This window comes from Mesorhizobium sp. M7A.F.Ca.US.006.01.1.1, assembly GCF_003997935.1.
Taxonomy (GTDB): Bacteria; Pseudomonadota; Alphaproteobacteria; order Rhizobiales; family Rhizobiaceae; genus Mesorhizobium.
Genome location: NZ_RZQL01000007.1, coordinates 1 through 24238 on the forward strand (window position 1 = coordinate 1; position 24238 = coordinate 24238).

Sequence of the window (24238 nt, forward strand, 5' to 3'; positions counted from 1 at the left end):
GGCGCTGATCGTGCCGCCGCTGTTCAATTCGCTCGGCGTGCTGTTCATGCGGCAGAGTTTTTCGATGATGCCGGACGACCTCTTCGATGCGGCGCGCGTCGAAGGCGTCAAGGAATGGCGCATCTTCCTCTTCGTCGCGCTGCCTTTGGCGCGGCCGATGCTGGCCGCACTCGCCATCATCCTGTTTCTCGCCTCCTGGAACAATTATCTGTGGCCGCTTTTGATCAACAGCCAGCCGGGTTCGATGACAGCACCGGTGGCGCTCGGCACGCTGATCGGCCTCACCAAGGTGTCATGGGGCGGCATCATGGCGGGCGCGGTGATGCTGACGGTGCCGATGCTCGTCGTCTTCGTGCTGCTGCAGCGTCATTTCATCGCCGGCATCGCCGCCGGCGCGGTCAAGTAAGGGGCAGCATGGCAACGGTCACGCTCAACAACGTCATCAAGCGCTTCGGCGTCTTCGAGGTCGTCCATGGCGCCAGCATCGACATCAAGGACGGCGAGTTCGTCGTCTTCGTCGGCCCCTCCGGCTGCGGCAAATCCACACTGCTACGGATGATCGCCGGGCTCGAGGACATCAGCGGCGGCGAGATCGCCATCGGCGGCAAGGTGGTCAATGATGTCGAGGCGGCCGACCGCGGCATCGCCATGGTGTTCCAGTCCTACGCGCTGTATCCGCATATGAGCGTCGAACAGAACCTCTCTTTCGGCCTGCGCATGACCGGCAATCCAAAAGCCGACACCGAACGGCGGGTGAAGCGGGCGGCCGAGATCCTGCGCATCAGCGAATTGATGGACAGGCGCCCGAAAAAGCTCTCCGGCGGCCAGCGCCAGCGAGTCGCCATCGGCCGCGCCATCGTGCGCGAGCCGCAGGTGTTCCTGTTCGATGAGCCGCTCTCCAATCTCGACGCCGAATTGCGCGTCCAGATGCGCGTCGAGATCTCCCGGCTCCACAAGGAACTGGGCACGACAATGATCTATGTCACGCACGACCAGACCGAAGCGATGACGCTGGCCGACAGGATCGTCGTGATGCGCGCCGGCCATATCGAGCAAATCGGCCGGCCGCTCGATCTCTACGACAACCCCGACAGTCAGTTCGTCGCGGGCTTTGTCGGCTCGCCGAAGATGAACTTCATCAACGGCCGGGTTGTCGGACACGATGCACGTGGTGTCGTGGTCGAACTGGCGGGCCAGGAGAAGACCCGCATCACGCAACCGCTGACAGGCACTGCGCCCGAAACAGGCAGCCCAAAAATCGGCAGCAAGGTCATTGTCGGCGTGCGGCCTGAACATTTCGGCAATGCCGGAGAAGGCGACGCCGACCTTGTGGTTGCCATCGACGTGGTCGAGCACCTCGGTGGCACAAGTTTCCTCTACGCAAGAACGGCCAACGGTGACGACGTAGTGATCCAGCGCGACGCGGCAAAGGTCCCCGACACATCAGAGATCACCGTTTCCATCCGCAAATCCTACCTGTTCGACGAAAAAGGACTGCGGCTGCGCTGACCGCCGGCCCCTTCCAGCCTTCAAGGAGAATGACAATGACCGCAACCACGCCCATTCGCTGGGGCATTCTCGGCCCGGGCAGCATCGCCCAGTCCTTTGCCGGTGGCGTGGCCGCTTCGCGCACCGGAAAGCTGGTCGCCATCGGCGCACGCAATCCCGCCAAGCCCGGCCTTGCCGAGAGTTTTCCCGGTGCCCGTATCCTCGACGGCTACGACGCGCTGCTCGCCGAACCCGATATCGACGCCGTCTACATTTCGATACCGCATCCCGGCCATGCGCAATGGGCGATCAAGGCGGCCGAGGCCGGAAAGCATGTGCTCTGCGAAAAGCCGCTGGCGCTGACCGCCTTCGAGGCCGACGCCATGATGCATGCCGCGCGCAAGGCCGGCACATTCCTCGGCGAGGCCTTCATGTACAGGTTGCACCCGCAGACCAAGAAGCTGGTGGAGCTGATCAGGTCCGGCGTCATCGGCGAGATCAGGATGATCAAGTCGAGCTTTGGTTTCGCCATGCCGGGCTTCATGCCGCAGCACCGGCTCTATGCCAACGATCTCGCCGGCGGCGGCATTCTCGACGTTGGCGGCTATCCCGTCTCGATGGTGCGGCTGATTGCCGGCGCGGCAGTCGGAAAGCCCTTCGGCGAGCCCGACAAGGTGATCGGCACCGCCCATCTGGGCCAGTCCGGCGTCGACGAATGGGCCTCCGCGCTGCTGCATTTCCCAGGCGGCATTGTCGCCGAGGTCTCCTGCAGCATTTCGCTCAACCAGGACAATGTGCTGCGCATCCTGGGCACCAAGGGCCGCATCGAAGTGCCGGACTTCTGGTTCGCCGGCGGCAACCGCGACGTCGGCTTGGGCCGGATCGACGTCATCGCCTCCGATGGCGCGCGCGAGACAATCAGCGTCGACGAGAAGCGCCATCTCTATTCCTTCGAGGTCGACGCAGCCGGTGAGGCGATCCGCGCCGGCGGCCAAGAATTCGCCTGGCCGGGCATGGCGTGGGCGGAAAGCCTCGGCACCTTGCGTGTACTGGACAAATGGCGGGCGGCCGCCGGCCTCGAATACGGCATCGAGAAGGCTCAGCAGCGTACCAACACCATCTCCGGCCGGCCTTTGCGGTCCGGCGGCACGGCGATCGCCAAGCGCACCATTCCTGGCCTGTCGAAGCCGGCGTCGGTGGTGGCGCTCGGCTTCGAGGATTTCCGTACCTTTTCCTCAGGCTCGATCCTGCTCGATGCCTTTTTCGAGGCCGGCGGCAATCTCTTCGATACCGGCTATGTCTATGGCGGCGGCTATACCGAGAAGCTGCTTGGCGAGTGGTTGAAAAACCGTGGCGTACGCGCGCAATCGGTGGTCATCGCCAAGGGCGCGCACTCGCCGCTCTGCTATCCCGATGTGATCGGCAAGCAGCTCGACCAGTCGCTCGAACGCCTGCAGACCGACCATGTCGATGTCTACTTCATGCACCGCGACAATCTCGATGTGCCGGTCGGCGAATTCGTCGATGCGATGGATCGTGAGGTCAAGGCCGGCCGCATCCGCGGCCCGTTCGGCGGCTCGAACTGGACGATGGAACGCATGGATGAGGCGATCGCCTATGCCGAACGCACCGGCAAGCAAAAGCCCGGCGCGCTGTCCAACAATTTCTCGCTGGCTGAAATGCTGGAGCCGATCTGGGCCGGCTGTGTCACGTCCTCCACGGATGCATGGAAGGCCTGGCTGACATCCAGGCAGATGCCGAATTTCGCTTGGTCGAGCCAGGGGCGCGGCTTCTTCACCGATCGCGCGGGTCGCGACAAGCAAGACAATGAGGAACTGGTGCGGGTCTGGTACTCCGAGCGGAATTTCGGCCGCCGCGACCGGGCGATCGAACTTGCCGCAAGACTGGGCAAGAGCCCGATCCATATTGCGCTGGCCTATGTGCTCGCTCAGCCATTCCCATCCATCCCGCTGATCGGGCCACGCACGCTGGATGAGTTGGACGACAGCCTGCGCGCTCTCGACATCACGCTGTCGCAAGCCGATCTCGAATGGCTGGATGGCGGCAGTCTGCGCGCTGCCTAGCTGGCTGCCAGCTTAACCGTCGCGGCGTCAGGTCTCGTCATCAGGCGCCCTGACGCCGCGCCTGGCCGGAGTCCGCAAATTGGCATACATGCCGGTGGTGCGGAATTGGCTCGGCGTGATGCCGTAACAGCGGCGGAAGACCTTTGAAAAATAGTTCGCGTCCTCGAAACCGCACAGGATGGCGACCTCCTTCACCGGCAGGAAATCCGCCTTGGTCAGCAGCTTCGCCGCGCGTTGCAGGCGCTGCTGCAGCACGAACTCGGCCGGAGGCAGGCCTTCGCTTTCGGCGAAACAGCGTGAGAAATGGGCCCGGCTGAGGCCGCTGATCTGGACCAGGTCCGCCACCGGCAGCGGCCTGTCGAGATTGGCATTGATGTGATCGATGACCGGCTGCATGGCGCTCAGTTTTTCGGCAAAGGCATGGGAGCCGAAGACATCGTCATAGAGCGCCATCGCAGCCTCATAGGCGACCGCCGAAGCAGCCCCCGGCGAAGCGGCGCCTTTGATCAGGCGCAGGCTGCAATCGGCAAGATGATCGATTGTCGCCGGCTGCAGCCGAAATACAGGACCCGAGACGCTCAGGATCGACTTGTGGATGCGCAGCGCCTCCTCGCCGTTCATCGAGATCCAGAAATATTCCCAGCGCTCATCCCCGGCCAGCCAGTAGCGGTGGTTGTGCGGCACCAGCACCAGCAGCGTATCGTTCTTCTGCAGGCGGTAATTGCGGTTCTCGTAGCGCAGCCGGCCAGTCCCGCTGATCGTGTGCTGGAGCACGGTGAACGGTGTCTGGCCGCGCTTGCGGCCGTCCCAGTCGTAGATTTCGTCCTCGCGCACTTCATAGCCGGTGCTCGTCGGCATGGCATGCAGGCGCTGGCGGCCGCGCGGCAGCGAGATCGTACGCATGGACTGTCCGTTTTCTATCAGATCCTGCAGCACAAAATTACCCTTGAAAGCATAATCCTTCTCTGGTCGCGCTCGCGAATAAGCGCATAATCCTCATCGAAAAGCGAGAGAGATCCGCAGTCGAGGAGCGGACAGGGAGATTGGCGAGCCGGATTCCGGCTTGTCCTGCATACATGTCGCGGCATGTGGCTACAGCTTCCCATTGTCATTCCTTGCCTGCAATTCGAATGGAATGAGGTGCGGCTGATGAGTTTCAAAATCGCTATCATCGGTGCCGGCAGCGTCGGCTTCACCAAGAAATTGTTCACCGACATCCTGTGCGTGCCCGAATTCACCGACATCGAATTCGCGCTGACCGACGTCAGCGAGCACAATCTCCAGATGATCAAGGCGATCCTCGACAGGATCGTCGAGGCAAACAGGTTGCCCACCAGGGTGACGGCGACGACCGACCGCCGCAAGGCGCTCGAAGGCGCTCGCTACGTCATCAGCTGCGTGCGGGTCGGCGGCCTCGAAGCCTATGCCGACGATATCCGCATTCCCCTGAAATACGGCATCGACCAATGCGTCGGCGATACCATCTGCGCCGGCGGTATTCTCTATGGCCAGCGCAACATTCCAGTGATCCTGGATTTCTGCAAGGACATAAGCGAGGTCGCCGAGACCAACGTCAAATTCCTGAACTACGCCAACCCGATGGCGATGAACACCTGGGCAGCGATCGAATACGGCAAGGTCGATACTGTCGGGCTTTGCCACGGCGTCCAGCACGGCGCCGAGCAGATCGCCGAGGTGCTTGGCGCGAAGTCGGCGCAGGAGCTCGACTATGTCTGTTCCGGCATCAACCACCAGACCTGGTTCATCGACCTGCGCCTGAACGGCCGCCCAATCGGCAAGGACGAACTGGTGGCCGCCTTCGAGGCGCACCCGGTCTATTCGCAACAGGAGAAGCTGCGCATCGACGTTTTGAAGCGCTTCGGCGTCTACTCGACCGAAAGCAACGGCCATCTTTCCGAATATCTGCCCTGGTACCGCAAACGTCCCGACGAGATCACGCGCTGGATCGATATGTCCGACTGGATTCACGGCGAGACGGGCGGCTATCTCCGCTACTCCACCGAAACCCGCAACTGGTTCGAGACGGAATATCCGCAGTTCCTCGAAGCGGCGTCAAAGCCGATCGATCAGGAGAAGCGCTCCAACGAGCATGCCAGCCACATATTGGAGGCGCTGGAGACTAACCGGGTCTATCGCGGCCACTTCAACGTCAAGAACAATGGCGTGATCACCAACCTGCCGCAGGACGCCATCATCGAGTCGCCGGGCTTCGTCGACCGTTTTGGCATCAACATGGCCGCCGGCATCACCCTGCCGGAAGCCTGCGCCGCCACTTGCATCGCTTCGATCAACGTCCAGCGCATGTCGGTGCATGCCGCTATATCAGGCGACATCGATCTTCTGAAGCTCGCCGTGCTGCATGACCCGCTGGTCGGCGCGGTTTCGACGCCGGAGGAGGTCTGGCAGATGGTCGACGAAATGGTCGTCGCCCAGGCAGCCTGGCTGCCGCAATATGCCCATGCGGTTCCGGCCGCCAGGGAGCGGCTGTCGACATCTCAGGTGAAGACCCGCGAATGGGCCGGCGCCGCACGGCGCAGTGTTCGCTCGATCGAGGAATTGCGCGCCGAAAAAGCCGCGCTGAAGCAAGCCGGCTGAGACGGGCCGGCTGGAAATTCATGCGGTGATGGTGGATCCATGGGAGGCGGATCCACTGCCACGAAGCCGTTTGAATTCGAGGAGAGGCGGAGCGGGTGCAAACGCTCCGGACAAACAAGAGGGAGAGAGACCGTGAGGAATTTACGCAATATCGGCCTTGCTGCCGGACTGACGCTGAGCGTCTCGGTCTCGGCTCTCAGTGCTTACGCTTCCGAGCCGACGGTTCCGCCGGCGCCGACACCGTTTCCCGCCGAAGGCAAGATCAACTATGTCGCGCGAGACTCGATCCTGGAGTTCAAGGCGCTCCCCGAATATCACGAGCCCGACTGGGTCACCGAGAAATACGTCAAGACCGGCAAGCTGCCGCCGGTGAAAGACAGGCTGCCGAAAGAGCCGCTGGTCTTCAAGACGGGCAATATGCAGGACGGCATCGGCGTCTATGGCGATACGATGCGCCACGTCATCGGCGGGCGGCCGGAAGGCTGGAACTACGGCGCCGGGCAGACGCAAGGCTGGGGCGGTATCGACATCGGCCTCTCCGAATGCCTGACGCGCACAGCCCCGCTGTTCCAGGTCGAGGCCAAGGACACCGAGCCGCTGCCGAACCTGGCCAGGAGCTGGGATTGGTCGAGCGATGGCCACAAGCTGACCATGCACCTCATCGAAGGAGCGAAGTGGTCGGACGGCGTGCCGTTCAATGCCGACGATGTCATGTTCTACTGGGACGATGAGGTGGTCGACCCGAACGTCTCGCCGCTGAACGGCGCCACGCCGGAAACCTTCGGCGTCGGCACGACGCTGAAGAAGGTCGACGACTACACCGTCGAATGGACCTTCAAGGATGCCTTCCCGAAGCAGTACCTGTATGCCATGGCCTACGGCACCTTCTGTCCGGGCCCCGCGCACATGCTGAAGCCGCAGCATCCGAAATACTCGAAGAACACCTACGATCAGTTCAAGAATGCCTTCCCGCCGGAATTCATGAACATGCCGGTGATGGGTGGCTGGGTGCCGGTCGAGTACCGGCCGGACGACATCATCGTCATGCGCCGCAATCCCTATTACTGGAAGGTCGACGAAAAGGGCAATCAACTGCCCTATCTCAACGAACTGCACTACAAGCTGTCGACCTGGGCCGATCGCGACGTCCAGGCGGTGGCCGGCGCGGCCGATTTTTTCCAATCTGGAACAGCCGGAAAACTTCGTCGCCTCGCTGAAGCGTGCGGCAGAGGCGAACGCACCGGCCCGTCTTGCTTTCGGCCCGCGGCTCATCGGCTACAATCTGCGCTTTAATTTTTCCGCCAATGGCTGGGGCAATCCGGACGAACGCGGCCAGGCGATCCGCGAGCTGAACCGCAACGAGGATTTCCGCAAGGCCGTCACCATGGCGCTCGACCGCAAGGCGCTCGGTGACTCGCTGGTCAAGGGGCCGTTCACCGCCATCTATCCCGGCGGCCTGTCATCCGGAACCAGCTTCTACGACCGCGCTTCGACGGTCTACTACCCCTTCGACCTCGAGGGCGCCAAGGCCGAACTCGCCAAGGCCGGCCTCAAGGATACGGATGGCGACGGCTTCGTAAATTTCCCTTCCGGCACCGCCGGCGGCAAGAATGTCGAGATCGTGATGCTGGTCAACAACGACTACACGACCGACAAGAGCCTTGCCGAAGGCGTCGTCGCCCAGATGGAAAAGCTCGGGCTTCGGGTCGTGCTCAACGGCCTCAACGGCACCCAGCGCGACGCTTCACAATATTCCGGCCGCTTCGATTGGCTGGTCCGGCGCAACGAACAGGAACTGACGTCGGTGGTGCAGAACACCGTACAGCTTGCCCCGGTCGGTCCGCGCACCAGCTGGGACCATCGTGCGCCGGAAAATGGCGAGGTCGATGTGATGCCGTTCGAAAAGGACCTCGTCGACATCGTCAACAAGTTCGTCTCCACGCAGGACAATGACCAGCGCGCCAGCCTGATGAAACAATTCCAGAAGATCTCGACGGAGCACGTCTACAATGTCGGCCTGACGGAATATCCCGGCGCGCTGATCGTCAACAAGCGCTTCTCGAACATTCCGCAGGGCACGCCGATCTTCATGTTCAACTGGGCCGAAGATTCGATCGTCCGCGAACGGGTCTTTGTCGCGGCCGACAAGCAGGCGAAATACGAATTGTTCCCCGATGAGCTGCCCGGCAAACCCGGAGAGAAGGGGCCGATGAATTAGGTTTACCTCCCTGACTGAGAGACCTCCGGCCGCGCCGCTGGCGCGGCCGGACAAACCCACCTCCGGACGCAACCAAGGGCGCGATCGGCGAGATAAGGAAACGAACCGTCCATGCTGCGATTCCTGCTCACGCGCATAGCGTCGGCAATCCCGGTCCTCGCCATTTTGAGCCTGGCCACCTTTGCCATCATCCAGGCGCCGCCGGGCGATTATGCCGACTACATCCGCTCGCAGGCGATTAACCAGGGTGGAGCCTCCTTCGCCGAGGCCGACGCGCAGGCAAAGGCCTATCGCGTCGAGCATGGTCTCGATAAGCCGCTGCCTCTCCAGTATCTCAACTGGATCGGCGGCATCGTCACCCGAGGCGATTTCGGCTACAGCCTCTACTACAACAAACCGGTCGCCGATGTGGTCGGAGAGCGCCTGCCGCGCACGCTCCTCCTGGCGCTGGTCTGCCATCTGCTGGCCTCGGTGCTGGGCATTACATTCGGCATATGGGCGGCGACCCGGCAATACACCTGGATCGACTCGACACTGTCGGCCATCTCTTTTCTCGGCATGACGGTGCCGCGCTTCCTGATGGCGCTGATCATCGTCTATCTCCTGGTCTTCCAGTTCAACGTGTCGGAGATCGGCTCATTCTTCTCGCCGCAATATGGTGGCGCGCCGTGGTCGTGGGCCAAATTCGTCGATCTGGTCAAGCATGTCTGGCCGGTGGTGGCGATCGCGACTTTCGGCGGGCTCGCCTACAATATGCGCGTCATGCGCGGCAATCTACTCGATACGCTGAACGCGCAATATGTCGAGACGGCAAGAGCCAAGGGGCTGACGGGTGCCGCCGTCGTCATGCGCCACGCCGTGCCCAACGCGCTGCATCCGCTCATCATGTATCAGGGCGTTGTGCTGCCCTATATGCTGACCGGCGAGATCGAGACCGCGATCATCTTCGCGCTGCCGACGGTCGGCCCGGCAATCGTCGGCTCCATGGCTGTCGGCGACGTCTATGTCACCGCCACCTTCATGATGGTGCTGTCGGCGACGCTGATCGTCGGCAACATCATCGCCGACATGCTGCTCGTCCTGCTCGATCCGCGCGTGCGCCAGTTCGGGGAGGGTTGATATGCTGGCGCGCGATCCATCCCCTTCACCGCTGCCGGCCGAAGGCCCCATCGTCGCCAAACCGGCGCGCGGCAACGAAAGCTACATCGCGCTTGCCTGGCGCCGGTTGAAGCGTTCCTGGACCGGTATGGCCGGGCTCTGGCTCGTCGTGCTGCTGCTGGTGATGGCCGTGTTCGCCGAGTTCATCGCGCCAATGGACCCGAAGGTCACGGATGTCGGCTTCGCTCCGCCGCAGGTGCCAAGGTTCCATGACAGAGACGGCGGTTTCACCGCACGGCCGAGGGTCTATGCGCTGGCCGATTCGGCGGACCTCGATCCGGTCACTTTCCAGCCCGTCGTCGGTCCCGACTACGACCATCCAAGGCTGCTTGGTTTCTTCGTGCATGGCGCGCCCTACAAGCTGTTTGGGCTGCTGCCGGCGGACCGACATCTGTTCGGCTCGCTGGACGGCCAGCCGGTGCATTTCCTGGGCACCGACAAGTTCGGCCGTGACGTGCTGTCGCGTGCCATCCACGGCTCGCGCGTCTCGCTGATGATTGCGCTGACGGTCGTCTTCATCATCACCGTCATCGGCACCACCGTCGGCATGGTCTCCGGTTACTTCGGCGGCAGGTTCGATGTCTGGATGCAGCGCTTCGTCGAACTGGTGCTCGCCTTCCCGCAGCTGCCGCTCTATCTGGCGCTGACGACGCTGATCCCGGTCACCGCTCCCACCAACGTCTTCCTCGCTTTCGTCATCATCGTCATGTCGGCCTTGGGCTGGGCGCAGATGTCTCGCGAGGTTCGCGGCAAGACGCTGGCGCTGGCGCGGATCGAGTATGTGCGCGCCGCCATGGCGGTCGGCGCCACCGACCGGCGCATCATCATGCAGCACATCTTCCCCAATGTGATGAGCCACGTGATCGTCGCCGTGACGCTGGCGATCCCGACGGTGGTGCTGCTCGAATCCTTCCTCGGGTTCCTCGGCTTCGCCGTCAAGCCGCCGCTGATCTCGTGGGGCCTGATGCTGCAGGACACCGCGACCTATTCCGTCATCGGCACCTATCCCTGGATCCTGTCGCCGGTCGGTTTCGTGCTCGTCACCGTCTTTGCCTTCAACGCGCTGGGCGACGGCCTGCGCGACGCCGTAGACCCCTATTGAGGTGGCACAGATGTCCGTCGCGCTCGCCGAATCCTTCGCACCCACCGTCCGTCACGACCATGACGGACGCCAGGACCAGCCCATCATCGATGCCCGCAACGTCGCCGTGGCCTTCAAGGTCGAGCATGGCGTCGTCGAAGCGGTCAAGGACATCTCGTTCCAGCTCTATCGCGGCGAGACGATCGCCATCGTCGGCGAATCCGGTTCGGGCAAGTCGGTGACGGCGCGCACCGTCATGGGCCTGCTGTCGCGGCGCGCCACGGTGTTGCCCGGCTCGAGCGTCTGTTATGACGGGCAAAACATCCTGAAATTCCCCGAGAGCGCCCGGCGCAAGCTGCGCGGCAACCGCATCTCGATGATCTTCCAGGAGCCGATGAGTTCGCTCAACCCGATCTATACCGTCGGAAGCCAGATCGTCGAGGCGATCAGGGTGCATCGCAAGGTCAGCCGCAAACAGGCCTGGGCGCGCGCACTCGAACTTCTGCAGCATGTGCAGATCCCCGATCCTGTCGCGCGGCTCAAGCAATACCCGCACCAGCTCTCTGGCGGGCAACGCCAGCGGGTGATGATCGCCATGGCGCTGGCCAATAATCCCGACGTGCTGATCGCCGATGAGCCGACCACGGCGCTCGATGTCACCGTCCAGGCGCAGATCCTGAACCTGATCCGCAGCCTGCAGAAAGAGCTGCGCATGGCCGTGATCCTGATCACCCACGACCTGACCGTGGTGCGCCAGTTCTCCGACTATGTCTATGTCATGCAGCATGGCGAAATGTGCGAGCACAATGTCACCGAACGGCTTTTCGCCAACCCACGGCACCCCTATACGAGGCGGCTGCTGGCTTCCGAGCCGCACGGGCAGCCGAAACCGCTGCCGGAGGGCTGCGGCACCATCCTGGAGGCCAGCGGCGTGCGCGTCTCATTCATGCTGCGCCACGGCACCTTCCTGAAACCTGACTGGCGAGAGCTGGTCGCTGTCGACGATCTCGGCCTGAAACTCTGTCGCCATGAGACGCTGGGGCTGGTCGGCGAGTCCGGCTCCGGCAAGACCACCTTCGGCCAGGCCCTGCTCCGGTTGATCGACGCCAAGCGCGGCGAGATCCATTTCGACGGCAAGCCGATCCATGGCCTGTCGCGTGCCGAGATGCGGCCGCTGCGCTCGCGCATGCAGATCGTCTTCCAGGATCCGTTTTCCTCGCTCAACCCGCGCATGACGATCGGCCAGATCATCGAGGAAGGGCTGATCGTCAACAGCATAGGGGCGACGCGGCGCGAGCGAGTCGAACGGGTGCGCGACGCGTTGGTCAGCGCCGGTATGCCGGGCGATATACTGTCGCGGTTCCCTCACGAATTCTCCGGCGGCCAGCGACAACGCATCGCGATCGCCCGCGCCATCGCGCTCGAACCAGAATTCATCCTGCTCGACGAGCCGACATCGGCGCTGGACCTCTCCGTCCAGGCGCAGATCATCGACCTACTGCGCAAGCTGCAGGACGAGCGCGGCCTCAGCTACCTCTTCATCTCGCACGACCTCAAGGTGGTGCGCGCGCTCTGCCATCGCGTGATCGTCATGCAGAACGGCAAGATCGTCGAGCAGGGCCCCGTCGACGACGTCCTGTCCAATCCCAAGACCGCCTACACCGAACGGCTCGTCAGGGCCGCTTTCGACGTGGCCTGAACAGATGCCGGAGGTTAGCATGGCAAGAAATCCCAAGATCACGTTTATCGGCGCCGGCTCGACGGTGTTCATGAAAAACATTGTCGGCGACGTGCTGCAGCGCCCGTCACTTTCGGGCGCGACGATCGCGCTGATGGACATCAATCCGCAGCGGCTGGAAGAGAGCGCCATCGTCGTCAACAAGCTGATCGCGACGCTCGGCGTCAAGGCGAAGACCGAGACCCATTCGGACCAGCGCAAGGCGCTGGCCGGCGCCGATTTCGTCGTCGTCGCCTTCCAGATCGGCGGCTACGAACCCTGCACGGTCACCGACTTCGAAGTGCCGAAGAAATACGGCCTGCGCCAGACGATCGCCGACACGCTGGGCGTCGGCGGCATCATGCGCGGCCTCCGGACCGTGCCGCATCTGTGGAAGGTGTGCGAAGATATGCTCGCTGTCTGCCCGCAGGCGATCATGCTACAATATGTCAACCCGATGGCGATCAACACCTGGGCGATATCGGAGAGATATCCTGAGATCAGGCAGGTCGGCCTCTGCCATTCGGTGCAGGGCACGGCGATGGAACTGGCTGAAGACCTCGACATTCCCTACGAAGACATCCGCTATCGCTCGGCCGGCGTCAACCACATGGCGTTTTATCTGAAGTTCGAGCATCGCCAGCCGGACGGCTCCTATCGCGACCTCTATCCCGATCTCGTGCGCGCCTATCGCGAAGGCCGCGCGCCCAAGCCCGGCTGGAACCCGCGCTGCCCCAACAAGGTACGCTACGAGATGCTGACCCGGCTCGGCTATTTCGTCACCGAGAGCTCGGAACATTTCGCCGAATACACGCCCTATTTCATCAAGGAAGGCCGCCCGGACCTGATCGAGAAATACGGCATCCCGCTGGACGAGTATCCCAAGCGCTGCGTCGAGCAGATCGAGCGCTGGAAGGGGCAGGCTGAGGCCTATCGCTCGGCCGATCGCATCGAGGTCGAGCAGTCCCGGGAATATGCCTCCTCGATCATGAATTCGGTCTGGACCGGCGAGCCGTCGGTGATCTACGGCAATGTCCGCAACAATGGCTGCATCACCTCGCTGCCCCGCGATTGTGCCGCCGAAGTGCCGTGCCTGGTCGATGCCTCCGGCATCCAGCCGACCTATATCGGCGAGCTGCCGCCGCAATTGACCGCGCTGATGCGCACCAACATCAACGTACAGGAGCTGACGGTGCGGGCGTTGATGACGGAAAACCGCGAGCACATCTACCACGCGGCGATGATGGATCCGCATACATCAGCCGAACTCGATCTCGACCAGATCTGGTCACTGGTCGATGATCTCCTGGCCGCTCACGGCGACTGGCTGCCGGGCTGGGCGCGCACAAACCGCAAGAGCGAGGCCGCCGCCTGATCGCGGCGCTCGGCCTATTTCGGAGTGTCCGGGTCCGTCTCTTCCTCGTCGTCGCGGGCCGAGATGACATAGGCGCCCTTCAGCCAGCGGTTGAGGTCGATGTCTTTGCAGCGTGTCGAGCAGAACGGAAAGGTGTCGCGCGCCGAGGGCTTGCCGCATTCGGGGCAGGGGCGCTTCGGGCGCAAGGGCGTGACTTTGGGATCGGAATTCACAGCCGAGGTCCCGCCAGCCAGCCACCATGCACCTTGAAGCCTTCGCCGCTCAACAGCGCGACGGTCTCATAGAGCGGCAGGCCGACGATGTTGGTGTAGGAGCCGACCAGCTTGACGACGAAGGCGCCGGCGAGGCCCTGGACGGCGTAGCCACCGGCCTTGCCGCGCCATTCACCCGAGGCGACATAGGCGTCGATTTCTTCGCGCGGCAGCCGCTTGAAGCGCACCCGCGTCTCGACCAGCCGCTGGCGCAGCTTGCCGCCCGGGGTGATCAGGCAGATGCCGGAATAGACCCGGTGCGAACGGCCCGACAACAGCCCGAGGCAGTTGGCGGCGTCGTCGAGGGTTTCAGCCTTGGGCAGGATACGCCGTCCGACGGCAACCACCGTGTCCGCGGCCAGCACGAAGCCCGGCACATAGTCGGCTTCGGTCTGCAGCGAGGCGAACGCCTTCTCGGCCTTTTCCTTCGACAGCCGCTTGGCCAGCGAGCGCGGATGCTCGGCACGCAGCGGCGTTTCGTCGACATCGGCCGGCAGCACGCGGTCCGGCTCGATGCCTGCCTGCTGCAAGAGTTCGATCCGGCGCGGCGAACCCGAGGCAAGCACCAGCTTCTGCAAAATGCTCATCGCGGACCAGTCGGGCTTTGCTTACTTGAAACGATAGGTGATGCGGCCCTTGGTCAGGTCGTAGGGCGTCATCTCGACCAGAACCTTGTCGCCGGTCAGCACGCGGATGCGGTTCTTGCGCATGCGGCCGGCTGTATGGGCGATGATTTCGTGTTCGTTTTCGAGCTTTACCCGGAACATCGCGTTCGGCAACAATTCCGTCACGACACCCGGAAACTCGAGGACTTCTTCCTTCGGCATTCGATACCTTTGCTTGGATGGTAGTTCCAGCACCCTGGCCGGAATTTCGGCGGAACCTATATGATAATCGTCCGCTTGTGAACACGCTTAATCCGTCGCGTTTTTTGCTTCAGGGTGCAAAAAACGTCGGCCTATGCGCACCTTCAGCCGCTCGCGCACGTCGCGATAACTGGCCATGATCTGTTCGCGGGTGCCGCTGGCGTCGGTCGGGTCCGGCGTCGGCCAGTATTCGACCTCGACCGCGAGCGAGCGGGTGAGTTCAAGTGCGGCGTGGTGCGCTTCCGGCGCCAGCGTGACGATGAGGTCGAAATAATCGTCCTCAAGATCGTCCATGGTCCTTGGGTGGCGCTCGCCCAGCGTGAGACCTTCTTCGGCAAGCACCGCATCGACGAATGGATCGCGCTCGCCGGCGCGAACACCGGCCGAAGCGACGAAGATGGTTGCGGGCAGCATCCGGCGCGCCAGTTGCTCCGCCATCGGCGAGCGCACGGCATTCATGCCGCACAGGAACAGGATCGAACGGGGCAGGGCGCCGGGCGACAGGGCTAGCCCCGCCAGTGCAGCACGCAGACCAGCGTGAACAGCCGGCGCGCCGTGTCGAAGTCGATGTCGATCTTGCCGGACAGCCGGTCCATCAGCGTTTGCGAACCCTCATTGTGCAAACCGCGGCGGCCCATGTCGATCGCCTCGATGTGGCTCGGCGTCGAGGAACGGATGGCGTCGTAATAGCTTTCGCAGATCATGTAGTAGTCCTTGACGATGCGCCTGAGCGGCGTCAGCGACAGGATATGGGTGACGACGGCGGCACCATCCTCGCGCGCCACGGCAAACACCAGGCGCTGCTCGGCCAGCGACAGTTTCAGCCGGTAAGGGCCGTCGCCGCTGTCATTGACGGGCTGAAAACTGTTCTCCTCGATCAGGTCGAAGATCGCCACCGCGCGTTCATGCTCGACATCGGGTGTCGAACGGCCGATCGATTCATCGAGTTCGACATCGATCAGCCTGGCACGGTTATGATCGGAGCCAGACATCGCCGCCTACATGTTCAGCCGTATGGCGACGGAGCGTCCGTGCGCGTCGAGGCCCTCCGCCTTGGCGAGCGCAATCGCCGCCGGCGCCAGGAACCGCAACTGTTCCGGTCCAAGTTTGAGGATCGAGGTGCGCTTGACGAAATCGAGCACGGAAAGGCCGGACGAGAAGCGCGCCGAGCGCGCCGTCGGCAACACATGGTTGGAGCCGCCGACATAGTCGCCGATGGCTTCCGGCGTATGGCGGCCGAGAAACACGGCACCCGCATTGCGCATCCGCGACAGGAAACCCTCGGCATCGTCGATCGCCAATTCGACATGTTCGGCGGCGATGCGGTTGACCAGCGGCAGCGAGGATTCAATGGTTGGAACCAGGATCACGGCGCCAAAATCGCGCCAGCTCGCCGCAGCCGTTTCGGCCCGCGGCAGGCTCTGCAGCTGGCGCTCGACCGCTTGTTCGACCGCGATGCCGAAAGCCGCATCGTCGGTCATCAGGATCGACTGCGCCGACGCATCGTGCTCGGCCTGGGCCAGAAGGTCGGCGGCGATCCAGTCCGGATCGTTGCTGCCGTCGGCCACCACAAGCACTTCCGAGGGACCGGCGATCATGTCGATGCCGACGGTGCCGAACACCTGGCGCTTGGCCGCCGCGACATAGGCATTGCCCGGGCCGACGATCTTGGCGACCGGCCGGATTGTCTCGGTGCCGTAGGCAAGGGCTGCGATGGCCTGCGCGCCGCCGACGCGGTAGATTTCCGACACGCCTGCAATATCGGCGGCCACCAGCACCAGCGGATTGATGATGCCGCCCGGCGCCGGCACCACCATGACGATGCGCTCGACGCCGGCCACCCTGGCCGGCACGGCGTTCATCAGCACCGAGCTCGGATAGCTTGCCGTGCCGCCCGGCACATAGAGCCCGACGGCTTCGATCGCCGTCCAGCGCCAGCCGAGCTCGACACCGGAGGCATCCGTATAGCGGTCGTCCTTCGGCCGCTGCCGCTCATGATGCGAGCGGATGCGGTCGCGCGCGAATTCCAGCGCCTCGATCGTCTTTGGGTCGGCCGTTTCGTAGGCGGTTGCGATGTCTTCCTTAGACACGGCAATGCCGAGGCCGGTCAAATCGGCCCGATCGAGTTTCCGTGAATAGTCGATCAGCGCCGCGTCGCCCTCGGCGCGCACGCGCGCGATGATATCGCGCACCGCGGCATCGACATCGGCGGAGACTTCCCGCTTGGTCGTGAGGAAGGCGGCGAAACGTTGCTCGAAATCGGCATCGGACTGACGAAGCGTAGTGGCCATCGGACGCTCAGGCCTTGTGGATGGGGCGCGAGGTGGCTTCCCACGCCCCGCCGATGTCGGCAAGACGGGCCTCGATGCATTCGACGTCGAGCATGATCGCGCCGCCGCCCGCAAAGATCAGCTCGACGATGCCGGCCGGCTTGCTGATCTCGATGAAGCTGATCGCCAGCAGCGACAGGACTTCGGCAGGCTTGTCGCGGTCGATACCGCTGGTCTTGGCGCCGAGCACGCGGTCGAAATGCAGCACGGCCTGCCGCCGCTCATTATGCTGGCGAAACAGGCCGGATTTTGCCTCCCAGACGAAACGGTTCATGGTCAGCAGGAAACGCTTGGCCGAGGGCAGGAATTCGAGGTCGCTGACTTTCAGCACGGCATCCTGGACATGAGCCGAAACGATGCTCAGATCCTGATCGTCGAGCGCGATAAGCTTAAGGGCCATGCGGATTTCGCACCTGAAGGTTGATAACTGAACCTTCTGTTAGGCGGTCTTTCCCGTCCGCGCAACCGCACCGCAAGGCCTTGCGATTTGCCTAAGCCGAAATCCGTTCGATCACCGCGCCGCAGTTGGACAGCTTTTCTTCCAGCCGCTCGAAGCCGCGATCGAGGTGGTAGACGCGGTTGACCGTGGTCTCGCCTTCCGCCGCCAGGCCGGCGATGACCAGCGACACCGAAGCGCGAAGATCGGTCGCCATGACCGGCGCGCCCTTCAGCTTCGGCACGCCTTCGACGATCGCCGTCTGGCCCGAAAGCGTGATGTGGGCGCCGAGCCGCGCCAGTTCCTGCACATGCATGAAGCGGTTTTCGAAGATCGTTTCGGTGATGCGCGACTTGCCCTTGGCCATGGTCATCAGGCCCATGAACTGCGCCTGCAAATCGGTCGGGAAGGCCGGGAACGGCGCTGTCGTCACGTCGACCGGCGAAATGCCGGCGCCGTTGCGCCTCACCCGGATGCCGGAATTGGTCGGCGTGATCTCCGCACCCGTCTGAGCGATCACGTCCAGTGCGGTCTGCAGCAGGTCCGGCCGCGCGCCTTCGAGCACGACGTCGCCGCCGGTCATGGCGACGGCCATGGCATAGGTGCCGGTCTCGATGCGGTCGGGGATGACGCGCACGCGCGCGCCCGACAGCGATTCGACGCCGTCGATGGTGATGGTCGGGGTTCCGGCGCCATGAATCTTGGCGCCCATGGCGTTGAGGCATTCGGCGAGGTTGACGATCTCGGGCTCGCAGGCGGCATTTTCCAGCACCGTCTCGCCCTTGGCGAGTGCCGCGGCCATCATCAGCACATGGGTGGCGCCGACCGAGACCTTCGGGAAGATGTAGCGGTTGCCGACAAGGCGGCCATTCCGGGTCTTGGCGATGACATAGCCGGTGTCGACGTCGATATCGGCGCCCAGCGCCTGCAGGCCTTCGAGGAACAGATCGACCGGGCGCGTACCGATGGCGCAACCGCCCGGCAGCGACACTTTGGCCTCGCCCATGCGGGCCAGCAGCGGGCCGATCACCCAGAACGAGGCGCGCATCTTCGACACCAGCTCGTAAGGCGCCGTGGTGTCGACGATGTTGCGGGCGGAGAAGTTGATGGTGCGCGAATAGCCCTCATTCTGCTTCTCGCGGCGGCCATTGACCGAATAATCGACGCCGTGATTGCCCAGAATGCGGATCAGCTGCTCGACATCGGCCAGATGCGGCACGTTTTCCAGCGTCAGCGTGTCGTCGGTCAAAAGCGAGGCGATCATCAGGGGCAGCGCCGCGTTTTTCGCGCCCGAGATCGGAATGCTTCCGGAGAGCTTGTTGCCCCCGACAATTCTGATGCGATCCATGGAAGAACGTCCCTCTCGGCCGAAAAGGGCCGGTTCAATCGTTTGAGTAGCGGCCCGTCTAGACCATTGGCCAATCTGGTTCAAGGAATAGGATTTCGCCCACCCCGGTCCAAGAGTGGTCGATTTGAGTTAATCTTTTTGTATTTCCTTCGAGGCTGCGAGCCCATCCGGGCGCAGGTCGGCCTCCCCGGCGCGCCGCTTGTCGGCGTCGCCACTCCGCCGCGAGCGCGACTGCGCCTTGCGCTTCTGCAGATTGGCGCGCAATTGTTCGGCAAGCCGGTCCTTGCGGATTGTTGCGCTGTTTTTCGGTGGAATTGTCTTGTCGTCCATCGCCCCGTCCCCGCCGGCGACCCACCAGCTTGCTGTTCAGGGATAGCCAACATTGTGGCACGGCCATGTCATTAAAAGCTATCCGGCAAAGCCTTTCACAGAAGCGTTGCACTTGGCCTTGCGCTTGCCGGTTCGATATGGCAGAAGCCCCGCCATCAGCGGCTGCGGTAGCTCAGTGGTAGAGCACTCCCTTGGTAAGGGAGAGGTCGAGAGTTCAATCCTCTCTCGCAGCACCAGTCTATCCCGTTGAAATCATTCAAGCCACTGATACACAACGGTTTCTGTCCGTTCTGACGTTGCAAATACCGTAACATTCGGATGGAACCGATGGCGGGCCGTATTCGAAATGGTGCTGTCGCCACTCTTCAGCATGACATAGCACTTGGCGAGCGCCGCACCGTCGCGGCTGGCGAACAGTCCATCACTGTTGGCCGCTATCCACTTCTTCCACCACAAACAGCCTGTCGAGACTGTCAAATCCGCCCGGCCGACGATGCAGAGATCCGGGCGCACCACCATCAACATGTCAGACATTGTCCATGTTGATGGGCATCACAATCTCTACAAAGCGTCTTGTAAATTGTTGATTTTGCTAATTGAACTCAGAGTTCAATCCTCCCAGCGCCTACTTATTTCCATTGAGTTGCGAAGCTCTTGCGAAGATTCTGGTCGCGCCTAGACCAATGAGTCCACAGCAATCCACGTCATGCCTTCAGCACAAGTGCCCCGGTTGTCCTCCTAGCCTCCAGGTCGCGATGAGCGTCGGCAGCTTGCGCCAGATCATACTGCGTGGGCGCGTCAATCCTGATGACAGCTTGGCGTAAAGCAGCGAAAAACCGGTTGATGTGAGGGCCAAGCTTTTCAGGGCTGTCTGTGTAATGGGCGTAGTTCGGACGGGAAATGGTGATCGACTTCGAAGAGAACCTACCGATGTCCCAATTTCCCACAGGTCCAGAGGCCTGACCGAAACTGACGAGATGGCCACGGATACCCAATGCGGCCAACGATCCACCGAACGTGTCATTGCCGACGGCGTCATAGGCGACATCTGCGCCCTTGCCTTCGGTCAAACGCATGACGGCCTCGGCGAAATTCTCTCTGGAGTAGACGATCACGTGATGGGCGCCGAGGCGTTCCACGATCCGGGCCTTGTCGTCGCTCGAGACGGTCGCGATCACCGTCGCGCCAAGATGGCGTGCCCATTGCACCAGCAACTGGCCGACCCCGCCAGCTGCCGCATGGATGAGCACGACGGACCCGGGCTTCACGGAATAGACGTCGTGGAGCAGGAAGCTCGCAGTAATGCCTTTCAACAGACCTGCCGCGGCAGTTGCATCGGCAATATCGTCCGACAAGTGAACCAAAAGGTCCGGTGCCATGTTGCGTCGTTCGCAGTATGAGCCGACCGGCGGGCATGCATAGGCAATCCGGTCGCCGACTGAAAAGCCCGAAACTTCGGGGCCGACCGCTGCGATGACGCCTGCGGCTTCCATGCCCGGAACGCCTGGCGGCTGCAGGAGATCGAAATAGCCGGTCCTGCAATAGACATCGATGAAGTTGACCCCAATGAATGTGTGACGGATCTGGACCTCGCCAAGCGATGGCGGCGCCAAGCCGATCTCCGCAAGCTGCAGAACCTCCGGTCCTCCGTGTCGCTCGACGAGGATTGCCTTGGTCCGTGTGCCCTGGGCGCTGGCTCCAGGCGGCTCCAGCTGGCGCCTCTCGGGGATCAACTGCGCCACTGGTTGCTCTGGCGTGGCCCCGGTTGGCTCGGCAACAGGCCTTCCGTTTAAGAGCCGGCGAACGGACTCAAAGCCGGCTTGGTAGATGCTTTCGGTGACGAGCTTGACCAGTTCATCACGGCGATGCGCCGGCGGATGGAACTCCGAGGACCATTCCCAGAAGGTGGCGTTGCCGTCCGTTACCGGCTTCAGCCGGATCGAGGCGACATAACCCATCAACGGCAACGGCGCTTCCAGCAGACAATAGCTCAGCCGCCGGTCCTTGTCGGATAAGGCCAGGAGTTGTTCACGCAACTCGCTGCCATCCGTAAGCCGGAAATGACGCACCGCGCCGATCGCATCGGCCGTATCACCGCCCTCGATCTCGCTGAAGGAGATTGCCGGATGCCAGCGCTCGTGCCCGTTGAAATCGCGCAGGACAGACCAGACGTCCTGGACAGGCGCGTTGATGATCGTGCTCTGGCAAACCTTGACCATTCGTCGATGTCAGCGGGCGAAGCGCTGCTTGAGCGCCGTGAAGGCGCTCTGGAATACACCTGTGCCGATCTGTTGCACCAATGCGCTTTCACGCTCGGGTGCACAGTCGAACTCGGCCTGCCACTCGGCGAACGTCATGTTGCCATCGGTTACAGGGGTCAGGGAGAGTGTGGCTATGTAGTTCTCGACCGCCATCGGGCTCTCCAGCATCGCATAGCTGCAGGAGAGGTCGTAGTCAGACAAAGCCAGCAGTTTCTCCCTGATCCGGCCGCCGTCCTTCAGCATGAAATTGCGAATGCAGCCGATTTGGTCCGGATGCGCGTTCTGTTCGATGCGGCTCTCGGCGACAAACGGTGTCCAGCTCGGCAAGCCATTGAAGCTTCGGACAAGTTTCCAGACGTCCACAGCTGGCGCATTGATCGTCGACGACACATAGATCTTCGGCATCGGGTGATCCTAAACCTTCACTGGTCGCGATCGTCATCGTCGGTATCCTTGCCGCTCTTTGCCTTGCCTTTCTTGTCGCGGCTCAGGCTGGCTATGTCCTTGGCGTCTCGCAAAACGTCCGTCATGCGGCCGAGCGATCCGCCCTCGATGCCGATCTCCTTCATCAGATTGTCGATCATCGGCGCCTGCACCCTGTAACGCAGCGCTGAATCGATGACCTCGTCGGTGACGTTGCGGCTGCCGCCCTGGCCACCGTTGATGCCGTCGACATGCAGAATCTTGATGCCTTCGATCTTCTCCATCGGCTTGACGCTCTCGCGGATGATGCCTTCCATATGGTCCAGCAACTTGCCGCGCAGGCGCCCGGCGCGGGCTTCGTCGGAAAGTAGGTTCTCGGCCTCGTTGAGCTGTCTGTGACCGGCGGCGTCGACCTCGTAGCGCTGGGCTGCGGCCAGGGCATGGATCTTCTCCGCTTCCGCCGAAGCGACAGCAGCGATCTTCTGCGCTTCCGCCAGACTCTTGGCCGCCTTCATCTCGGCGTCGGCGGCCGAGATAATGCGCAGGGCATCGCGCTCGGCTTCCCGGGCGGCACCGATGAGGTCGGTCAGCTTGCGACGCTCGGCAATCTCGCGCTCGCGGGCGGTGAAGGCCTGTTCCTCGGCCTGAATGGCCTTTGCACGAACGGCTTCCGATGCGGCGATCGCGGACGAACGCTCCTGTGTTTTCTTGGCGATGTCGATGGCCTTCTGGATCTCGGCGATCTCGATCTTCTGGTCACGGTCGACCCCGAGCTGTCGCATGTCGCGGTCCTTGATCAGGCGGGCTTCCTCAAGACCGCGTTCTGTGGTGATGCGGGCACGTTCCACCTCTTCGCCGGCAGAGATCTCCGCTTCCTCGAACGCTTGGCGCTTTGCAATTTGCAGCGCTTCAAGGTGACGCTCGCGCGCAATCCTCACCTCGTCGATGGCACGCTCTTGGCCAATGCGCGCGGTTTCCGTGGCCTGGTTCTCAACAATCTCGGCGCGGCGCTTTTCAGCCTCTGCCTTCGTGACTTCCAAGGCCTTCTCCGCCAAGGCGATCTGACGCTCAAGCTCCGCGATCTCGAGCACCTTCTTGCGCTCGATCTCCAGTCCGCTCTGCGCACCTTCGCGCTCGATGCGAGCCTTTTCCAGGGACAATTCCAGGGCGATCTGCTCCCGCTCGGTCAGTTCGCGCATTTTCATCTCGGTCTCGTCGAGGGACCGCCGGCGGGCGATTTCACGGCGCTGCGTGTCCTCTTCGCTCTTGATGCGCTCCTCGGTGATGTTTCGTTCCTGATTGAGGCGCGATTTCTCGACGGCTTCGCGCGATGACAGCTGCGCCTGTTCGGATTCCTGGTCGCGGAGCGCGCGCTCGATGGCCAGCTCAGAGCGCTGCGAGGCACGGCGGATTTCGACCTCGCGTTCCTGTTCGAGCCGCGCATATTCGGTGTCACGGTCGATCTCGAGCACCTTGCGCTGCGTATCGAGGTTCTGGTTGCGGATATCGACGAGGGTGCGCTGTTCAATCTCGTTGCGCATCCGGCGGCGAGTTTCGATGGACTCCGTTAGTTGCGTCAGACCCTCGGCATCGAAAGCGTTGGACGGATCAAAATACTCAAGGCTGGTCTGGTCGAGGTCGACGATAGCGACACTCTCAAGTTCGAGACCGTTAGCAGCAAGCGATTCAGAGGCGAGGGTGCGGACCTTGGCCGCGTAGTCGCCGCGCAGCTCGTGCATTTCCTCCAGGCTCATCTGCGCAGCGATCGTGCGCATGGCGCCGGCGAATTTTCCCTCAAGCAATTCGCGCAGGCTTTCAGGTTGCAATGTGCGCCGACCAAGTGTCTGCGCGGCGGCGGCGACCAATTCGCGACTTGCTCCCACGCGCACGAAGAATTCCGCGATCAGGTCGACCCGCATCCGGTTCTTGGTGATCAACGCATGAGCGTCTTCGCGACGCACCTCGATGCGCAGCACGTTCATGTTGACGGGAGTTATTTCGTGCAGCACCGGTATGACGAAAGCGCCGCCATTGACGACCACTTTCTCGCCCATGAAACCGGTTCGCACGAACGCTGTTTCCTTGGTGGAGCGGCGATACAGCCATCGCAGGATATAGACAGCAATCACAACGATGATCGCTATGACGATCAACCACAAAAGGAACGTGCCAAAAGTCTGCGCGGCCATTTTTCTACCCTCCCAAACAGGATGCGATCGACCGAAGCCGACCGGCTTGATTTTCTTGAAGCTGTCG

General features: G+C 62.5%; 22 protein-coding genes, 1 tRNA gene and 1 pseudogene. 10 read left to right on the plus strand and 14 right to left on the minus strand.

Annotated elements, in window-relative coordinates:
* The 3 genes from EN943_RS02495 to EN943_RS02505 form a co-directional block, all read left to right on the plus strand.
* Nucleotides 1-406, plus strand: a 406-nt coding sequence (locus EN943_RS02495) for a carbohydrate ABC transporter permease (RefSeq protein ID WP_164778050.1), incomplete at its 5' end; no start/stop codon positions are given.
* An 8-nt stretch (nucleotides 407-414) separates the two neighbouring features.
* Entirely contained in the window at nucleotides 415-1509 is a 1095-nt protein-coding gene (ugpC, locus tag EN943_RS02500; protein ID WP_127411358.1) for a sn-glycerol-3-phosphate ABC transporter ATP-binding protein UgpC, read from the plus strand.
* Between the two features lie 35 nt (nucleotides 1510-1544).
* Nucleotides 1545-3572: an aldo/keto reductase gene (locus tag EN943_RS02505; RefSeq protein WP_127411359.1), complete on the plus strand. Its 2028-nt coding sequence runs from the start codon at nucleotides 1545-1547 to the stop codon at nucleotides 3570-3572.
* A 27-nt stretch (nucleotides 3573-3599) separates the two neighbouring features.
* Here EN943_RS02505 and EN943_RS02510 read toward each other — a convergent pair whose 3' ends face one another.
* On the minus strand, nucleotides 3600-4475 hold the full coding sequence (locus EN943_RS02510; protein WP_127411360.1) for an AraC family transcriptional regulator: 876 nt from the start codon (nucleotides 4473-4475) through the stop codon (nucleotides 3600-3602).
* 246 nt (nucleotides 4476-4721) lie between these two features.
* Between EN943_RS02510 and EN943_RS02515 the strand changes: the two genes are divergently transcribed.
* From EN943_RS02515 to EN943_RS02540, 6 genes and pseudogenes are all read left to right on the plus strand, one after another.
* Nucleotides 4722-6188, plus strand: a complete 1467-nt coding sequence (locus EN943_RS02515) for an alpha-glucosidase/alpha-galactosidase (protein ID WP_127411361.1) — start codon at nucleotides 4722-4724, stop codon at nucleotides 6186-6188.
* Nucleotides 6189-6320: 132 nt separating this feature from the next.
* Nucleotides 6321-8406: pseudogene (locus EN943_RS02520) on the plus strand (ABC transporter substrate-binding protein).
* A gap of 111 nt (nucleotides 8407-8517) precedes the next feature.
* Complete coding sequence (locus EN943_RS02525; RefSeq protein ID WP_127411362.1) at nucleotides 8518-9525, plus strand: ABC transporter permease; 1008 nt, start codon at nucleotides 8518-8520, stop codon at nucleotides 9523-9525.
* Between the two features lies 1 nt (nucleotide 9526).
* Nucleotides 9527-10666 (plus strand): ABC transporter permease, encoded by a 1140-nt coding sequence (locus EN943_RS02530; protein ID WP_127411363.1) that lies wholly within the window; start codon nucleotides 9527-9529, stop codon nucleotides 10664-10666.
* 10 nt (nucleotides 10667-10676) lie between these two features.
* Nucleotides 10677-12344, plus strand: coding sequence for an ABC transporter ATP-binding protein (locus tag EN943_RS02535; protein WP_127411364.1), 1668 nt, complete (start codon nucleotides 10677-10679; stop codon nucleotides 12342-12344).
* Nucleotides 12345-12363: 19 nt separating this feature from the next.
* Nucleotides 12364-13737 carry an alpha-glucosidase/alpha-galactosidase gene (locus tag EN943_RS02540; RefSeq protein ID WP_127411365.1) on the plus strand — a complete coding sequence of 458 codons (1374 nt, stop codon included), beginning with the start codon at nucleotides 12364-12366 and terminating at the stop codon, nucleotides 13735-13737.
* 14 nt (nucleotides 13738-13751) lie between these two features.
* Here EN943_RS02540 and yacG read toward each other — a convergent pair whose 3' ends face one another.
* The 9 genes from yacG to EN943_RS02585 form a co-directional block, all read right to left on the minus strand.
* Entirely contained in the window at nucleotides 13752-13949 is a 198-nt protein-coding gene (gene yacG, locus EN943_RS02545; RefSeq protein ID WP_127411366.1) for a DNA gyrase inhibitor YacG, read from the minus strand.
* Nucleotides 13946-14575 carry a Maf-like protein gene (locus tag EN943_RS02550; protein ID WP_127411367.1) on the minus strand — a complete coding sequence of 210 codons (630 nt, stop codon included), beginning with the start codon at nucleotides 14573-14575 and terminating at the stop codon, nucleotides 13946-13948. Before EN943_RS02550 ends, yacG begins: the two co-directional genes overlap by 4 nt.
* Before the next feature lie 21 nt (nucleotides 14576-14596).
* A complete protein-coding gene (gene infA, locus EN943_RS02555; protein WP_006200926.1) occupies nucleotides 14597-14815 on the minus strand; it encodes a translation initiation factor IF-1 in 219 nt (72 codons plus the stop codon).
* Between the two features lie 87 nt (nucleotides 14816-14902).
* Complete coding sequence (locus EN943_RS02560) at nucleotides 14903-15373, minus strand: low molecular weight phosphatase family protein (RefSeq protein ID WP_127411368.1); 471 nt, start codon at nucleotides 15371-15373, stop codon at nucleotides 14903-14905.
* Complete coding sequence (locus EN943_RS02565) at nucleotides 15361-15846, minus strand: UPF0262 family protein (protein ID WP_127411369.1); 486 nt, start codon at nucleotides 15844-15846, stop codon at nucleotides 15361-15363. Before EN943_RS02565 ends, EN943_RS02560 begins: the two co-directional genes overlap by 13 nt.
* A gap of 6 nt (nucleotides 15847-15852) precedes the next feature.
* A complete protein-coding gene (gene hisD, locus EN943_RS02570) occupies nucleotides 15853-17145 on the minus strand; it encodes a histidinol dehydrogenase (RefSeq protein ID WP_127411370.1) in 1293 nt (430 codons plus the stop codon).
* A 7-nt stretch (nucleotides 17146-17152) separates the two neighbouring features.
* The gene (locus EN943_RS02575) at nucleotides 17153-17584 is read right to left on the minus strand and encodes a DUF2948 family protein (RefSeq protein WP_127411371.1); all 432 of its coding nucleotides are present in this window, start codon (nucleotides 17582-17584) and stop codon (nucleotides 17153-17155) included.
* Nucleotides 17585-17675: 91 nt separating this feature from the next.
* A complete protein-coding gene (gene murA, locus EN943_RS02580; protein ID WP_127411372.1) occupies nucleotides 17676-18968 on the minus strand; it encodes a UDP-N-acetylglucosamine 1-carboxyvinyltransferase in 1293 nt (430 codons plus the stop codon).
* A gap of 129 nt (nucleotides 18969-19097) precedes the next feature.
* On the minus strand, nucleotides 19098-19298 hold the full coding sequence (locus EN943_RS02585) for a hypothetical protein (protein ID WP_127411373.1): 201 nt from the start codon (nucleotides 19296-19298) through the stop codon (nucleotides 19098-19100).
* Between the two features lie 161 nt (nucleotides 19299-19459).
* Here EN943_RS02585 and EN943_RS02590 point away from each other — a divergent pair.
* Nucleotides 19460-19534: transfer RNA gene (locus EN943_RS02590), tRNA-Thr, on the plus strand.
* Between the two features lie 16 nt (nucleotides 19535-19550).
* Here the strand turns inward: EN943_RS02590 and EN943_RS02595 are convergent.
* The 4 genes from EN943_RS02595 to EN943_RS02610 form a co-directional block, all read right to left on the minus strand.
* A complete protein-coding gene (locus tag EN943_RS02595; RefSeq protein ID WP_127411374.1) occupies nucleotides 19551-19823 on the minus strand; it encodes a hypothetical protein in 273 nt (90 codons plus the stop codon).
* Nucleotides 19824-20002: 179 nt separating this feature from the next.
* Complete coding sequence (locus EN943_RS02600; protein WP_127411375.1) at nucleotides 20003-21517, minus strand: zinc-binding dehydrogenase; 1515 nt, start codon at nucleotides 21515-21517, stop codon at nucleotides 20003-20005.
* A 9-nt stretch (nucleotides 21518-21526) separates the two neighbouring features.
* Nucleotides 21527-21964, minus strand: coding sequence for an SRPBCC family protein (locus EN943_RS02605; RefSeq protein WP_127411376.1), 438 nt, complete (start codon nucleotides 21962-21964; stop codon nucleotides 21527-21529).
* A 17-nt stretch (nucleotides 21965-21981) separates the two neighbouring features.
* A complete protein-coding gene (locus tag EN943_RS02610; RefSeq protein WP_127411377.1) occupies nucleotides 21982-24171 on the minus strand; it encodes a flotillin family protein in 2190 nt (729 codons plus the stop codon).
* Nucleotides 24172-24238: the final 67 nt, after the last annotated feature.